This is a genomic window from Streptomyces sp. NPDC002851 (assembly GCF_053591935.1).
In genome coordinates this window covers 32,430-46,767 of sequence record NZ_JBSFUT010000006.1, presented here as the reverse complement: position 1 = coordinate 46,767, position 14,338 = coordinate 32,430, and the positions used below count along the sequence as shown (strand labels likewise).

The window sequence follows — 14,338 nt, the reverse complement described above, 5'->3', positions numbered from 1 at the left end:
CCCGCCGCGCCCCGCTCCGTCCGCTCCGATCAGCGCGCGGCGCGGGGCGCGCCCTTTGCGCCCCTGCGACCCGACGCGAAACCCTCGCGGAGAATTCATGAACGTACTGCTCGACAACCTGTCGCTGTTCCGCGAGGGGTTCCTCGGGACTCTTGAACTGACCGTCGTCAGCGCGGTGTTGGCCGTGGTGCTCGGCGTCATCATCGCCGGATTCCGGGTCTCCCCGGTGCCGCCGCTGCGGATATTCGGGACCCTCTGGGTCACGCTGCTGCGGAACACCCCGCTGACGCTGCTGTTCCTGGTGGCCTTCTTCATCGTCCCGAAGGTCCTCTTCCCCGATCTGAACTCCTTCGTCCTCGCCGTCGCCGCCTGCGGCTTCTACACCTCCGCGTTCGTGGCCGAGGCGGTCCGCTCCGGCATCAACACCGTGCCGCTCGGCCAGGCCGAGGCGGCCCGCTCGCTCGGCATGACGTTCACGCAGACGATGCGCATGATCGTGCTGCCGCAGGCCACCCGGTCCGTGGTGCCGCCGCTCGGCTCGATCTTCATCGCCCTGACGAAGAACACCGCGATCGCCGGCGCCTTCAACAACGTCGACCTGTTCAACGTCGCCAAGACGCTGAGCAACGACGGCTACGACATCCTCGTCATCTTCTTCTGGATCACCATCGGGTACCTGGTCATCACGTACGCCATCAATGGCCTGTTCAAGCTGATGGAGCACCGCCTGGAGGTCGCCCGATGAGCGCGAGCGTTCTCTTCGACGCGCCGGGCCCCAAGGCCCGCGTCCGCAACATCATCTACTCGGTCGTCGGCACCGCCGCCGTGCTCGGCGGCATCGTCTGGGTGATCCTGCGGCTCAACGAGAAGGGCGAGTTCGACCCCGCCCTGTGGGACATCTTCAATTACGCGGGCATCCGGCAGAACATCTTCGAAGCGCTGCTCGCCACCCTGAAGGCCTTCGCCCTCGCCGGTGTCTTCTCGCTCGCGTTCGCCGTGGTGCTCTGCGTGGCACGGCTCTCCGACCACAAGCCGGTGCGCTGGGTCGCGGTCGCCTTCATCGACCTGTTCCGGTCGATCCCGCTGCTCATCACGATCTTCGCGCTCTGGGTCGGCCTCCTCGGCTCCATGACCCCGTTCTGGGCCCTGGTCATCGGCCTGACCATCTACAACGGCTGTGTCCAGGCCGAGGTTCTGCGCGCCGGTATCAATGCCGTGCCGAAGGGTCAGCGCGAGGCGGCGTACGCGCTCGGCATGAGCAAGACCCAGGTCATGACGACGGTGCTGTTCCCGCAGGCCATCCGCTCGATGATGCCGACGATCATCAGCCAGCTGGTGGTGACCCTCAAGGACACCTCGCTCGGCTACATCATCCTGTACCCCGAGCTGCTCCACTCGGCCCGTCTGATCGCCAACAACACGCCCGTCAACGGCGTGTACCCGTTCGTCCAGACGGTCACGGTCTTCGGCGTCATCTACATCGCGCTGTGCCTGGCCCTTTCGTGGCTGGCGAACTGGATCGAGAAGCGGGGGCGGCGGGCCAAGACCGGGATCAAGGTCGCCGCGGCGGCCGAACCGGCCGCCACCGAGGGTGCCCCCGGCGCCCCAGGTGCTCCGGCTCCGGACGAGGTGGCCGTGCCGGGTGCTCGGGCGGCCGAGACGCCGGTGGTGGGCAAGGACTGAGCAAGACTGAGGGACGGGCCATGGGCCCCGCTTCCCTCCGATCCGCCGAGGGCCCGGCCGCACCCCTGCCGGGCCCTCGGTCGTACGCATACGGCGATCCGCTCGGCCGGGGGCGATCGCCGCGGTGGGGTCGCGCCCCGATCACGCCGGTCGTCACTTGACGCAAGCACCGGCAATCGGTTGCATACGTTCCGTGATCGTGCACCCCGCTCCAACTGCCCTTTCCCACCCACCCCATACGAAGGCCGCGCAGGCCCGCGCCACGAACCACCGGGCAGGAGGCGGCACGCCGTGGACCCGGTGATCATCGCCGGAGCGGGGCCCGTCGGGCTCACGCTCGCCCTCGCGCTCGCCCGCGCCGATGTCCCCTCCGTCGTCCTGGACGAGGGCCCGGGGAACGACGAGCAGCGCGCCGCCCGCACGGCCGTGCTCCGCGCGGACACCGCCGACCTCGTCGAACGCCTCACCGGAACGGAGCTCGCCGCCGCCCGCTGGACCGGCTTCCGCTCCCACCGCCGCAGGCAGGAACTTCGTTGCCTGGCCTTCGAGTTGGGCGATGGTGAGAGGGGTGCGCCAGGAGCCGGGGCGAAGAACGGCTCGGGGGACGACGCGGGCGTCAACTCCGCCGGGGCTCCCCCCGCACACCTCGCGCAGCACACCCTCACCACCGCCCTGCGGGCCGCCCTCGCCGAGCAGTGTCTCGTCCGGGTCGCCGTGGACAGCCGCCTCGACTCCGTGGAGCAGGACGCGAGCGGCGTGACCGTGCACACCCGCGGGCCCAAGGGCACGTGGTGGCGTGGCAGTTACCTGGTCGGCTGCGACGGCCCCCGCTCGACGGTGCGCAAGCTGCTCGGCGTCCGCTTCCCGGGTCGTACGGCCGTCGAACGGCACGCCGTCGCCGCCCTGCGCACCGAACTCCCCTGGCCCGGCGAGGGGCTCCTGCACCGGCTGCCGCCCTGGCCGGGCGCCGCTGCCGAGGTGACCGCGCGGCCGCTCCCGCACGGCGTGTGGCGGCTCGACTGGCTGCTGCCCGCCCGCAGCGAATTCGTCACGCCCGAGGCCCTGGTGGCCCGCATCCGCGACACCCTCGCGGGCTGGTGCGGCGGCACCACACCCCCGTACGACCTGATCGATACCGGCGTCCACACCGTCCACCACCGCCTGGCCCGCAAGTGGCGCGCCGGGCGCTGCTTCCTCGCCGGGGACGCGGCGCATCTGCTCGGCGCGCTCGGCACCCAGGGCGTCGACGAAGGGCTCCGGGACGCCGACAACCTCGCCTGGAAACTGGCCCTTTGCTGGCACCGCGGCACGACGGACCGCGCCGCGGACACGCTGCTCGACAGCTACGAGGCCGAGCGCCGCACCGCCGTCGCCGCCCGGCTGCGCGCCGCCGACCAGGCCCTTCCGATACTGCGCGGCGGCGGTGGCCTGCGCGCCTACGTCCCGGGCGCCGCCCGCGGCCACGACACGCTGCTCACCGACGGCCATCTGGGCCGCGGCCCGCTCGGCGCGCCCCCTTCCTACCCCGCTTCACCCCTCTCCCCGGCTACGGCCTCCTCACACACCGTCCCTGTCGGTATGGAACCAGGCGCACCGGTCACGGACGTCCCGGTCACGGCCCCCGACGGGGCGACGGTACGGCTCCGCGAACGGCTCGGCCACGACCGGCTTCTCGTCGTCCTCGTCGCCCCCGGCACCAGCGTCTGGGACCGGCGCCACTGGCTCACCGCGGGCGTCATGCCCCGCCTCGCCGCCGCCGTGACGGCCCTTCCGGTTCGCGCCGAACTACTCGTCGCCGAGAACTACCCCGCCGCCGCGGCCCACACCGTCCTCCTCATCCGCCCCGACGGCCACCTGGTCACCGCCTTCGCGGGCGTCCACCCGGCCGACTTGTACGCGGCGGCGGACTCGGCACGAGGCGGCGGCGAAACCGCGGACGACGAGCCGACTGCCGAGGACACCGGGCGGACTGACGGCGCCGAGCACCCGGAGAAGGGCAAGCGCTCCGGACCGGTCGAGCAATCCGGACCGGTCGAGCAGGCCGGACCGCCCGGACAGGAACTGGTCCCGGCAGAAGAGGTCCCGGCAGAAGGGGTTCGGGCAGCGGACCGCACTTGACCGTCACGGGGTCCCGTGCTCTACTCCGGATCATGAGTGACACCAGCCGACGCCTGTGGCGCAGGGTCCATATGGACCTGCTCCGCTACGCGGGCTGCGTGTGTCCCACGTCCTGCTGAACTCCGCTTCCCGCGGGCGCCGTTGCTCGTACACGCGCCCGCGACCACGGCCGGTCTCCCCTCGCTTCAGGGCTTCCGCCTCAGGGCTTCACGACCGATCTTCGGCCTTCAGGACCGGCCTCCAGGACTTCCGAACCTAGCGTTCTCCAGGACGGCACTCATGTCTGCATCAGCTCCCGCAACGGCACCCACCTCAGTACGCACCTCAGTAGGCACCTCGGCACCCACATCGGCACCCCACGCCTCCGAAACGGCTCCCACCTCCGCACAACTCCTCGACTTCGTCCGCCGTATCGCCGCGGACACCGACCTCATCGCCTCGCTCCCGCTCGACCCCGAAGGCCGCACCTGGCTGCGCATCGAGGGGCCCGGCGGCAGTGAGGCCTGGATCATCGGCTGGCCCCCGGGCACCGGCACCGGCTGGCACGACCACGCCGAGTCGGTGGGCGCCTTCACCACGGCGGCGGGTGAACTGACCGAGCACTCCCTGGCGGTGCGCCTCCCGAGCGGCGGCTGGAAGTCCCTCGAACTGGCCGCCGACGTCGACCGCACGCGGAACCTGCCGACCGGCTCCGGCCGCGCCTTCGGCCGCCACCATGTGCACGAGGTACTCAACGAGTCCCCGTCCGACCACGCGATCTCCGTCCACGCCTACTACCCGCCGCTCCCCCTGATCCGCCGGTTCAGCCGCACGGGCCCGGTACTCAGGCTGGAGCAGGTCGAACGCCCGGAGGACTGGCAGTGACCGGCCGCACCCCCACCCGCCCCGCTCCCGTCTCCATCGACGACCACCTGGAACGGGTCCGCGAAGGCCTCGACCGACTCGACCCGCGAGCCGCGTATGAAGCCTTTACGTCACATGACGCCCTCCTCATCGATATCCGGTACGCCGCACTCCGCGAGCGCGACGGCTTGATCCCCGGCGCCCTGGTCATCGAGCGGAACGAACTCGAGTGGCGACTCGACCCGTTGGGCAGCCACCGCACGCCGGAGGCCACGCATCACGACCTCCGCCCCGTGGTGATCTGCGACGAGGGGTATGCCTCGTCGCTGGCCGCGGCCTCCCTGCACCACCTCGGCCTGCATCGCGCCACGGACGTCATCGGCGGCTTCCAGTCCTGGCGCACCGCCGGCCTCCCCGTCTCCGTTCCCGCCACCGAGCCCCCCGCGCCCGGTGGTGGTCCGTGAGCAGTCAGCCTCGCGGCCCGACCGGGACCGCCGACCTCACGGGTCCCCCATGGTCCCCAACTCCCCCATGTCCTCCCCCATTTCGTCGCCTTCTGCCTCCAGCGCCTCCCGGACCAGGCGGAGCGCCATGCCCTCGGGGTAGCCCTTTCTCGCGAGGAAGGACGCGAGGCGGCGGAAGCGCTTGTCCCGGTCGAGGCCGCGGGTCGAGCGGAGCTTGCGGGCGAGGAGGTCCCGGGCGGTGGCCTCCTCCTGCTCGGTGTCGAGCTGTCCCATGGCCTCGTCGATCGTTGCGGAGTCGACGCCCTTCGTACGGAGTTCCCGCGCGAGCGCACGCCGGGCGAGGCCGCGTCCGCGGTGCCGGGACTCCACCCAGGCGTCCGCGAAGGCCGAATCGTCGATGAGGCCGACCTCCTCGAAGCGGGAGAGCATCTCGTCGGCGACGTCGTCCGGGATCTCTCGCTTGCGGAGTGCGTCCGCGAGCTGTTTCCGCGTCCGCGGGGCACCGGTGAGCAGCCGCAGGGCGATCCCCCGTGCCCGCTCGGCCGGGTCGGCCTCGCGCTCGCGGCCCCGCCTACGCGGTCCCCCCTCCCCGGCCCTCGACGGGTCGGGGGAACCGCAGTCCTGGTCGTCCGGCATGAAGCCGTCCAGCGTGTGGCCGTCCGACGCCCGGTCGTCCAACTCCGCGTCGCCCCACGCCTCGTAGCCCGTCGTCGCCGAGTCGTGTCTCGCCGCGGCCGCGCGCCCCCGGTTGCTCCGGGCTCGGCCGCCCCGCGTGGAGCGGCCCCGCCGCCCGGGGTCGGTCCACGTGTCGTCCCCGTACCCGGCGCATGGTTCGGCCGGTTCCTCCGGCCATTCCGTTCGCCGTGTCACGGGTCAGCTCTTGGCCGCCGCGGCCTTGGTCGACTTGGCCTTCGATGCCGGTGCCGGGACCGACTTCGCGTCCTTGGCCTCCTTCGCGTCCTTCGCCGCGGCATCGGCCGGAGCTCCCGCCGCGTCCGCGCCCGGCTCGCCGTCCGGGGCGGGTCGCACGCCCACGCCCAGCTTCTCCTTGATCTTCTTCTCGATCTCATTGGCGAGATCGGGGTTGTCCTTCAGGAAGTTCCGGGCGTTCTCCTTGCCCTGGCCGAGCTGGTCGCCCTCGTACGTGTACCAGGCGCCCGCCTTGCGGACGAAGCCGTGCTCCACGCCCATGTCGATCAGGCCGCCCTCGCGGCTGATGCCCTGGCCGTAGAGGATGTCGAACTCGGCCTGCTTGAAGGGCGGTGCGACCTTGTTCTTCACGACCTTGCAGCGGGTGCGGTTGCCGACCGCGTCCGTGCCGTCCTTCAGGGTCTCGATGCGGCGGATGTCGATCCGGACCGAGGCGTAGAACTTGAGCGCGCGGCCGCCGGTCGTGGTCTCCGGGGAGCCGAACATCACACCGATCTTCTCGCGCAGCTGGTTGATGAAGATCGCGGTGGTCTTGGACTGGTTCAGGGCGCTGGTGATCTTCCGGAGCGCCTGGCTCATCAGGCGGGCCTGGAGGCCGACGTGCGAGTCGCCCATCTCGCCCTCGATCTCCGCCCGCGGGACCAGGGCGGCGACGGAGTCGATGACGATCAGGTCCAGAGCGCCGGAGCGCACCAGCATGTCGACGATTTCCAGGGCCTGCTCGCCGTTGTCCGGCTGGGACAGGATGAGGTTGTCGACGTCGACGCCGAGGGCCTTGGCGTACTCGGGGTCGAGGGCGTGCTCGGCGTCCACGAACGCGACCTGGCCGCCCGCCTTCTGCGCGTTGGCCACCGCGTGCAGGGTCAACGTCGTCTTACCGGAGGACTCCGGTCCGTAGATCTCGACCACGCGGCCGCGCGGGATGCCGCCGACGCCGAGCGCGATGTCGAGCGCGGTCGACCCCGTGGGGATGACCTCGATGGGCTCCTGGGTCCGGTCGCCCATGCGCATCACGGCGCCCTTGCCGAATTGCCGTTCAATCTGTGCGAGCGCGGCGTCGAGCGCCTTCTCGCGGTCGGTTCCTGCCATGGGCTCCACCCGGTTTGCTTGAGTCGATCGCTTCACGTCCAAGACGCTAACGCCTGCCACTGACAATGCGCCCCGACGCCGGCTCCGGCCTGTGGATAACTTGCCGGCAAACCCCGGAGAGCCCCGGAAAACCCTTGGAAATTCGGGACCGGTGTGCGGCTGGTACGTCCATCTGAATGGATGTTCGATTTTCGTGTCAAGCGCACCACACGGCACGCTGCGACGTCGGCGTAGGCTGCGTCGATCGTCGTGGAGGGGGGGACGTTGTGTCCGGTCCGTTCGTACTCGAGGTGGCGCAGTGGCAGGGGTCGGGGGCACCTACGGCCCGTCGGTTGCACAGTGGGGCCACCTGGCTCGCCGAGCTGGTTCCCGCAGGTCGGCGGTGTTCCGTCGCGCTCGACAACAGCTCCGGTGAGCCGCGGGATGGTGTGCGGAACGCCGATGTGCTTGAGCGGCAGCTGCGAGCGGTGCGCGCGGCATTGGCCGAGGTTCCGCCCGGCGAGCCAACCGTGACCATCGGCGGCGACTGCGCGGTCGACCTCGCCCCGGTCGAGGCCGCGCTCTCCGCATTCGGGGACCGGCTGGCGCTGGTGTGGTTCGACGCGCACGCCGACCTCAACACCCCGCAGTCATCACCATCCGGAGCCTTCCACGGCATGGTGCTGCGCGCGCTCCTCGGCGACGGGCCGGAGGGCCTGCGGCCCGTGCGGAGCGTGTCGGCCGACCGCGTGGTGCTGGCGGGCGCGCGGTCACTGGACCCGGGCGAACAGGACCTGGTCGACAACCGCGGCATCCGGCACCTCGGCGTCGAGCAGCTGGCAGACCCGGCGCCGCTCCTGGCCGCCGTGCGCGCCACCGGCGCCGACGCGGTGTACGTCCACATCGACCTCGACGTCCTCGACCCTGAGGTATTCCCGGCCGTCGGCACACCCGAGCCCGGCGGACTCGGCGTAGCGGAGCTGCTCGCGGCAGTGCGGGCACTGACCTGCGAGTTCACCCTCGGCGGCCTTGCACTCACCGAGTACGAGCGGACAGAAGCCGCCGACCAGGAGGAGGCGGTGCTCCGACGGATCGTCGACGCATTGTTCAGGTCCGAGCGACGCTGAGCGGTGCCCGTGCGCTGGTCCCCTCCGTCAAGACCGACGGGCAGGTCCGTCAAGACCGACAGGCAGTTGCGAGCGGTACCGGTGGCGGGTGCGCGGAGCACCTCGGCGGCTCCTGATCCGTGCGGGCATAGGATCGGCGGCATGGCGACGCGGCTTGTTCAGATTTCGATGAAGGCTCGGGACAATTCCGCGCTCGGCCGGTTCTGGGCGGCGGCACTCTGCTGGAACGTCACCGGCGACGGACCCGACGAGACCAACGTCGAACCCGAGGGCTTCACCTATCCCGACTCCAGCGCCGTCTGCGTCGACGTCCTTGCGGTCCCGGAACCCAAGACGGTGAAGAACCGCGTGCACATCGACCTCGCCACCACCTCTGCGGCTCATCAGGCGGACCTGGTCGCGCGCCTCAAGGATCTCGGCGCGACGCCCGGCGACGTGGGCCAGGGCGACGTCCCGTGGACGGTCCTCGCCGACCCGGAGGGCAACGAGTTCTGCGTGTTGGAGCCTCGATCGATCTACCGGGACACCGGGCCGATGGCCGCGGTGGTCGTCGACTGCGCGGATCCGCGGGCCATGGCCCGGTTCTGGGGCGGGGCGATGGACTGGGCCCTGCACGAGGTGACCGACGATCATGCGGTGCTGCGCTCCGCCAAGGGTGTCGGCCCGTATCTCGAGTTCCTCCGCACGCCCGACGCGAAGACCGTGTGGAACCGCATCCATCTCGACCTCCGGCCGTATCCCGGTGACGATCAAGCGGCGGAGGTGGCCCGGCTGCGGGCTCTCGGCGCCACCGACATCGACGTCGGTCAGGGCGACGTGTCGTGGACGGTCCTCGCCGACCCGGAGGGCAACGAGTTCTGCGTCCTCACCCCGCTCTGATGCGGGCCGCTCTCATCACTTCTGATGCGGGCCGCTCTCATCACTCCGACTCCGTGGTGCGAGCCAGCAGGACGCCGCCGACGATGAGCGCGACCGCGGCGATCCGGCCGACGGACACGGGGTCCTTGTGCACCACGATCCCGAGGGCGATCGCGCCGACGGCGCCGATCCCGGTGAAGACCGCGTACGCCGTGCCCACGGGCAGGCTCTCCATGGACTTCGACAGCAGGTAGACCGCGCCCGTCATCAGAGCCAGGGAGATGAGCGTCGGCAGCGGCCGGGTGAACCCTTCGGTGGGCTTGATGCTCTGCGACCAGGCCACTTCCACCAGGCCCGCGGCGATCAGCACGGCCCAGGTCATCAGAGTTCACCTCCCAGAGAACGGGCCGCCGCCAGGGCCGCGGCGCGGGACTCTTCGTGCTGCGCCCGGCGTTCGGCGAGCGCCGGGTCGAGGAGCGAGTTGACCAACTCGGTGTTGAGGAAGACCGCGTCGTCACCCTCGACGCCGTAGTGACCGGCGAAGAAGTGGCGCAGATAGCGCTCGTGATGGTCGTACGGCTCGCGCGGCATCCCCGGCCCGTACGCGCCGCCCCTGGCTCCGGCGACGACGAACTTCCGCCCGGCCAGCGACATTCGAGGGAAGGTCACCTGGTCGATCCACGCCTTCAGGGCCGACGGGATCGAGAAGTTGTACATCGGCGCCGAGATGAGCACGACGTCGGCCGCGACCAGTTCGGCGAGCAGCGGCTCGACCACCGCCCACGCCTCCGCCTGCGCCGGGGTACGCACGGATTCCTTGTAGCGGTCGATGTCGGTGATCCGGTGCTCGAGCACGTAGTCGCACAGTTCGGTCCACGCCGCACCGATATGCGGCACCGGGTCGGCCGCGAGGTCCCGGTGCACGTAGGTGCCGTCCGGGTGCGCCGCGCACCAGGCCGTCGCGAAGGTGTTGCCGAGCTCGCGGCTGAACGAGGTGTGCCGAGCGCTCGCGTCGAGGTGGAGCAGTGCGGGCATGCGGATCCCCTCCCGAGAATTAACCGGACACCGTGTCCGGTTGGACGGTGACACACAACTGGACGCGCTGTCCACTTATTCCGTACGGTGGTCACATGACGAAGTCGGAGCGGGCGGACGCCGCGAGGAACCGGGCCAAGGTCCTCGACGCCGCCCGGCACCTGTTCGCCGAGAAGGACCCGCGCACGGTGACGATGGAGGACATCGCCCGCGCGGCCGGGGTCGGGCGGGGCACGCTCTACCGCCGCTATCCCGACACGGCGTCCATCGCCACCGCCCTGCTCGACGAGCACGAGCGCGCGCTACAGGAGCAGTTGATGCAGGGCCCGCCGCCGCTGGGGCCCGGTGCGCCACCGGCCGAACGGCTCGCCGCCTTCTACGCGGCGATGACCGACCTGCTCGACCAGCACATCGACCTGGCCCTCGCCACCGAGACCGGCCCCGCGCGCTACACCACGGGGGCGTACGGCTTCTGGCGGCTGCACGTGCTCGCGCTGCTGCGCGACGCGCGCGTGCCCGGACCCGAGCCCCTGTGTGACGTACTCCTCGCGCCGCTGGCCCCCGAGGTGTTCGCGCACCAGCGGCAGCGGGGCATGGACCCCGCGGACATCAAGGCGGCGTTGACACGCCTCGCGCAGAGTGTGCTGACACCCAGTAAGTGAGCCCCGAGGGCCGAGCAGGACGTGACCCCCTAAAGGGCGGGCCGGACATGAGCCCCAAGGGCCGGGGCACGAGCCTCCGGCCGCCCACGCCCGCGCTTATCCTTCGGGACATGGCCCTCCCCCCGCCCCCGGCACCGCGCGGCCCCGCGCTGTCCGAGCGCGCCAAGGACCTCGCCGTGACGCTCGCCGTCACGGTGGCCGTCCTGGCCGGCACCGTATGGGGGATGCGGGGCACGTCCGAGACCCTCGGGCAGTCGGCCGTCGGCTGGGCGCTGGTCGGCCTCGCCTGTGCCGCCGTCTACTTCCGCCGCAGGTTCCCGGTCACCGTCACCGTCGTGACGCTGCTCGCCTGTGCCGTGTACTACCCGATCAGCGCGTACGACGGGCCGCTCACCCTCACCTTCGTGATCGCCCTCTACTCCGCGGCGGCCGCGGGCCGGTTCACCGCGGCCGTTGCCCTGGGCATCGTCGCCGTACTGCTCGTCGTCTACGGCGAGGTCCTGCAGGAGCCGGGCCGACGCAAGGTCGACGACATGTCGATCATGATGCTGGCGGGCTGGCTGCTCAGCCTGCTCGTGCTCGCCCGTGCGCAACGCACCCGCGCCGCGTACCTGGAAGAGGTGCGGCAACGGGCGCTCGCCGCGGAGCGCGAGCAGGAGGCACGGGCCCAACAGAGCGCTACAGAAGAACGGCTGCGGATCGCCCGCGAGGTGCACGACGTCCTCGGCCACAGCCTCTCGCTGATCAATGTGCAGTCCAGCGCCGCCCTGCACCGGCTCGGCAAGAAGCGGAGCCCGGACAGTCCCGCGGCCGGGCTCGCCACCGCCGAAGAGGCCCTGAAGGCGGTCAAGTCGACCAGCAAGGACGCCCTGGGCGAGCTGCGGGCCACGCTCGGCGTGCTGCGCCGGGCCGACGAGTCCGCGCCGACCGCGCCCGCCGGGGGCCTGGCACGCCTGCCCGAGCTGGTCGAACGGGCCCGGAGCGCGGGCCTTGACGTGCGCACCCGGACGACGGGCACCCCGCGCCCGCTGCCGCCGCCGGTCGACCTGGCCGCGTACCGGATCGTGCAGGAGTCGCTCACCAATGTGGCCCGGCACGCGCACGCGTACGGCGCCGTCGTCACCGTCGACTACACCGACGACGACGTCCGGGTCCGGATCGAGGACGACGGCCGGGGCTCGCCCGACGCCGGGGCGCACGGCAGCGGCATCCGCGGCATGACCGAGCGCGCCTGCGCCCTGGGCGGTGAACTGACCGCCGACAACACCGAGAAGGGCTTCCGGGTCAGCGCGCGACTGCCGTTGGAAGCGCCGCCCGATGACCGCCCAACCGCCCAAGATCGCCCGCGACCGCCGAAGACCTCTGTACACCTCCGAACGAACACCTCCGAAAACCGAGGAGAGCGCCGAGATGACCGCCCTGGCAGGTGACCGATGATCCGCGTCGTGCTCGCCGACGACCAGACCCTCGTACGGGCCGGATTCCGCTCGATGCTCGACGACGAGGACGACATCGAGGTGGTGGGCGAGGCCGCGGAAGGCGAGCAGGCCCTTGCCCTCGCGCACGAACTCCGCCCGGACGTGGTCCTGATGGACATCCGCATGCCCGGGATCGACGGCCTGGAGGCGACCCGCCGGATCACCGCCGCCCCTTCTCTTGAGGGGGTCCGCGTGGTCATCCTCACCACCTTCGACGTGGACGACTACGTGTACGGGGCACTGCGCGCCGGAGCCTCCGGTTTCCTGGTCAAGGACACCGAGCCGATGGAACTGCTGCACGGCGTACGGGTGGTGGCGCGCGGAGACGCCCTGATCGCCCCGGCCGTCACCCGCCGTCTGATCGCCGAGTTCGCGGGCCGTACCAAGCAGCCCGACCCCAGCCCCCGGCTCAACGCGCTCACGGAGCGGGAGCGGGAGGTCATGGGCCTGGTCGGCGCCGGGCTCTCCAACGACGAGATCGCCCAGCGCCTGGTCCTCTCGCCCGCCACCGCGAAGACCCACGTGAGCCGCATCATGACCAAGCTGGCGGTACGCGACCGCGCCCAGCTCGTGATCCTCGCGTACGAGTCCGGGATGATCACGCCGGGCTGGCTCGCCTAAGTCTCTCCGGAGTCCGTCAGGGCAGGTCCACACCGGCGCCACGCGCGCGTGGACGCAACTTTCGCGGTACGCGCGCGTGGGCACCCACAACTGACGGGGTACGCCCACTGTCCACCGGCGGCCGACGCACCCAGCACAGCCGTACGCCGACGCTGACGGCGTGACTCCCCAGACCCTCGACCTCGCGCGGCTGCAGTTCGCCCTCACGGCGGGCGGACACTTCCTGTTCGTCGCCCTCACCCTGGGCCTGGCGACGCTCCTGGCGTGCCTGCAGACCCGGGCGACGCTGAGCGGCAGCCCGCTGCACGCGCGCATGGTGCGGTTCTGGGGCCAGCTGTACGTCATCAACTACGCGGTCGGCATCGTCACGGGCATCGTGATGGAGTTCCAGTTCGGACTGAGCTGGAGCGGGCTCACGCACTACGCCGGTGATGTCTTCGGCGCCTCCATGGCCCTGGAGACCGTCGTCGCCTTCTTTGTTGAGTCGACTTTCCTCGGCCTGTGGATCTTCGGCTTCCACCGGTTCAACCGGTGGGTCCACCTGGCCCTGATCTGGGTCGTCACCCTCACCGCGTACGCCTCCGCGTACTGGATCCTGGTCGCCAACGGCTTCCTCAACCACCCGGTGGGGCACCGCTCGACGGGCGGCGAGGACGGCAGGCTCGTCCTCGACGACACCACGGCCGTGTTCACCAACCCGAGCGCGCTGCTCGCCTTCGGGCACGTGGCGGCCGGAGCGCTCCTGACGGCCGGTTTCTTCATGGCGGGGGTCAGCGCGTACCACCTGTTCCGGCGCACGCCCGAGTGGGAGTTCTTCCGGCGCGGCCTGCGCACCGGGGTGTACGTCTCGCTGCCCGCGCTGTTCGTCACGGCGGCCTTCGGCGGGGTGCAGCTGGCCGCGCTACAGCCCATGAAGGAGGCGGTGTTCAGCGGGAAGTCGGCCGACGTCGCCCGGCTGCAGGCCGAGATGGTGGCCCGCTTCGGGCCGGGCGACTACGTGCCGTCCGAGGCGTGGACGCGCGGCGCCGGGACGGTGATGCTGCTCGCCTTCGCCCTGATGATGTACCTCTGCCTGGCCGGTGCCGCGCTCGCCTGCTCCCGGAGGGCGGTGTACCGCTTCCGGCTCTGGCACCTGGTGCTCATGGCCGCGGTGCCGCTGCCGTACGTGGCGATGATCAGCGGCTGGGTGTTCCGCGAGGCGGGCCGTCAACCCTGGGTGGTGTACGGCCTGTTGAAGACCGAGGACGCGGTCTCCGGGCTCTCCCCGGGCGCGATGCGCGCCTCCCTGATCACCTTCACCGTCCTGTTCGCCCTGCTCACGGCCGTCAATGGCTGGCTTCTCATGCGGCACGCGCGCGTGGGACCGGCCGGGACCGCGCTCGGGAGCAACGAGCGCGCCGACGGTGCGGATCCGGCCGCCTCGCTGCCCGCCCCGAGCTACTGAAGGAGCG

At 71.2% G+C, this 14,338-nt stretch carries 16 protein-coding genes; 12 read left to right on the top strand and 4 right to left on the bottom strand.

Annotation, left to right across the window (positions count from 1 at the left end):
• Positions 1-97 precede the first annotated feature (97 nt).
• The 6 genes from ACWD10_RS08725 to ACWD10_RS08700 all read left to right on the top strand — a co-directional run bounded on the left by ACWD10_RS08725 (position 98) and on the right by ACWD10_RS08700 (position 5,108).
• On the top strand, positions 98-745 hold the full coding sequence (locus ACWD10_RS08725; protein WP_451088435.1) for an amino acid ABC transporter permease: 648 nt from the start codon (positions 98-100) through the stop codon (positions 743-745).
• The gene (locus tag ACWD10_RS08720; RefSeq protein ID WP_451088433.1) at positions 742-1,683 is read left to right on the top strand and encodes an amino acid ABC transporter permease; all 942 of its coding nucleotides are present in this window, start codon (positions 742-744) and stop codon (positions 1,681-1,683) included. Before ACWD10_RS08725 ends, ACWD10_RS08720 begins: the two co-directional genes overlap by 4 nt.
• 291 nt (positions 1,684-1,974) lie before the next feature.
• Positions 1,975-3,801, top strand: a complete 1,827-nt coding sequence (locus ACWD10_RS08715; RefSeq protein ID WP_451088431.1) for an FAD-dependent monooxygenase — start codon at positions 1,975-1,977, stop codon at positions 3,799-3,801.
• Between the two features lie 32 nt (positions 3,802-3,833).
• Entirely contained in the window at positions 3,834-3,920 is an 87-nt protein-coding gene (locus ACWD10_RS08710; protein ID WP_451088799.1) for a putative leader peptide, read from the top strand.
• A 160-nt stretch (positions 3,921-4,080) separates the two neighbouring features.
• Positions 4,081-4,665: a cysteine dioxygenase gene (locus ACWD10_RS08705; RefSeq protein WP_451088429.1), complete on the top strand. Its 585-nt coding sequence runs from the start codon at positions 4,081-4,083 to the stop codon at positions 4,663-4,665.
• Positions 4,656-5,108 (top strand): rhodanese-like domain-containing protein, encoded by a 453-nt coding sequence (locus tag ACWD10_RS08700; RefSeq protein ID WP_451088797.1) that lies wholly within the window; start codon positions 4,656-4,658, stop codon positions 5,106-5,108. Before ACWD10_RS08705 ends, ACWD10_RS08700 begins: the two co-directional genes overlap by 10 nt.
• A 36-nt stretch (positions 5,109-5,144) precedes the next feature.
• Here the strand turns inward: ACWD10_RS08700 and recX are convergent, their stop codons facing one another.
• Positions 5,145-5,978, bottom strand: coding sequence for a recombination regulator RecX (recX, locus tag ACWD10_RS08695; protein ID WP_451088427.1), 834 nt, complete (start codon positions 5,976-5,978; stop codon positions 5,145-5,147).
• A 3-nt stretch (positions 5,979-5,981) separates the two neighbouring features.
• On the bottom strand, positions 5,982-7,127 hold the full coding sequence (recA, locus tag ACWD10_RS08690; protein ID WP_451088425.1) for a recombinase RecA: 1,146 nt from the start codon (positions 7,125-7,127) through the stop codon (positions 5,982-5,984).
• Positions 7,128-7,393: 266 nt separating this feature from the next.
• On the opposite strand from recA, the gene ACWD10_RS08685 reads away from it, so the two are divergent.
• The gene (locus tag ACWD10_RS08685; RefSeq protein WP_451088423.1) at positions 7,394-8,233 is read left to right on the top strand and encodes an arginase family protein; all 840 of its coding nucleotides are present in this window, start codon (positions 7,394-7,396) and stop codon (positions 8,231-8,233) included.
• 141 nt (positions 8,234-8,374) lie between these two features.
• Positions 8,375-9,112: a VOC family protein gene (locus tag ACWD10_RS08680; protein WP_451088421.1), complete on the top strand. Its 738-nt coding sequence runs from the start codon at positions 8,375-8,377 to the stop codon at positions 9,110-9,112.
• Between the two features lie 40 nt (positions 9,113-9,152).
• Here ACWD10_RS08680 and ACWD10_RS08675 read toward each other — a convergent pair whose 3' ends face one another.
• Both ACWD10_RS08675 and ACWD10_RS08670 read right to left on the bottom strand, forming a co-directional pair.
• Complete coding sequence (locus tag ACWD10_RS08675; RefSeq protein ID WP_451088419.1) at positions 9,153-9,473, bottom strand: DMT family transporter; 321 nt, start codon at positions 9,471-9,473, stop codon at positions 9,153-9,155.
• Positions 9,473-10,126 carry an FMN-dependent NADH-azoreductase gene (locus tag ACWD10_RS08670; RefSeq protein ID WP_451088417.1) on the bottom strand — a complete coding sequence of 218 codons (654 nt, stop codon included), beginning with the start codon at positions 10,124-10,126 and terminating at the stop codon, positions 9,473-9,475. Before ACWD10_RS08670 ends, ACWD10_RS08675 begins: the two co-directional genes overlap by 1 nt.
• 95 nt (positions 10,127-10,221) lie before the next feature.
• Here ACWD10_RS08670 and ACWD10_RS08665 point away from each other — a divergent pair, with 95 nt between their 5' ends.
• The 4 genes from ACWD10_RS08665 to ACWD10_RS08650 all read left to right on the top strand — a co-directional run bounded on the left by ACWD10_RS08665 (position 10,222) and on the right by ACWD10_RS08650 (position 14,331).
• Positions 10,222-10,788 carry a TetR/AcrR family transcriptional regulator gene (locus tag ACWD10_RS08665; RefSeq protein WP_451088415.1) on the top strand — a complete coding sequence of 189 codons (567 nt, stop codon included), beginning with the start codon at positions 10,222-10,224 and terminating at the stop codon, positions 10,786-10,788.
• 110 nt (positions 10,789-10,898) lie between these two features.
• Positions 10,899-12,218: a sensor histidine kinase gene (locus ACWD10_RS08660; protein WP_451088413.1), complete on the top strand. Its 1,320-nt coding sequence runs from the start codon at positions 10,899-10,901 to the stop codon at positions 12,216-12,218.
• Between the two features lie 3 nt (positions 12,219-12,221).
• Positions 12,222-12,887, top strand: a complete 666-nt coding sequence (locus ACWD10_RS08655; RefSeq protein WP_451088411.1) for a response regulator — start codon at positions 12,222-12,224, stop codon at positions 12,885-12,887.
• A gap of 160 nt (positions 12,888-13,047) precedes the next feature.
• Positions 13,048-14,331, top strand: a complete 1,284-nt coding sequence (locus ACWD10_RS08650; protein ID WP_451088409.1) for a cytochrome ubiquinol oxidase subunit I — start codon at positions 13,048-13,050, stop codon at positions 14,329-14,331.
• Positions 14,332-14,338 lie beyond the last annotated feature (7 nt).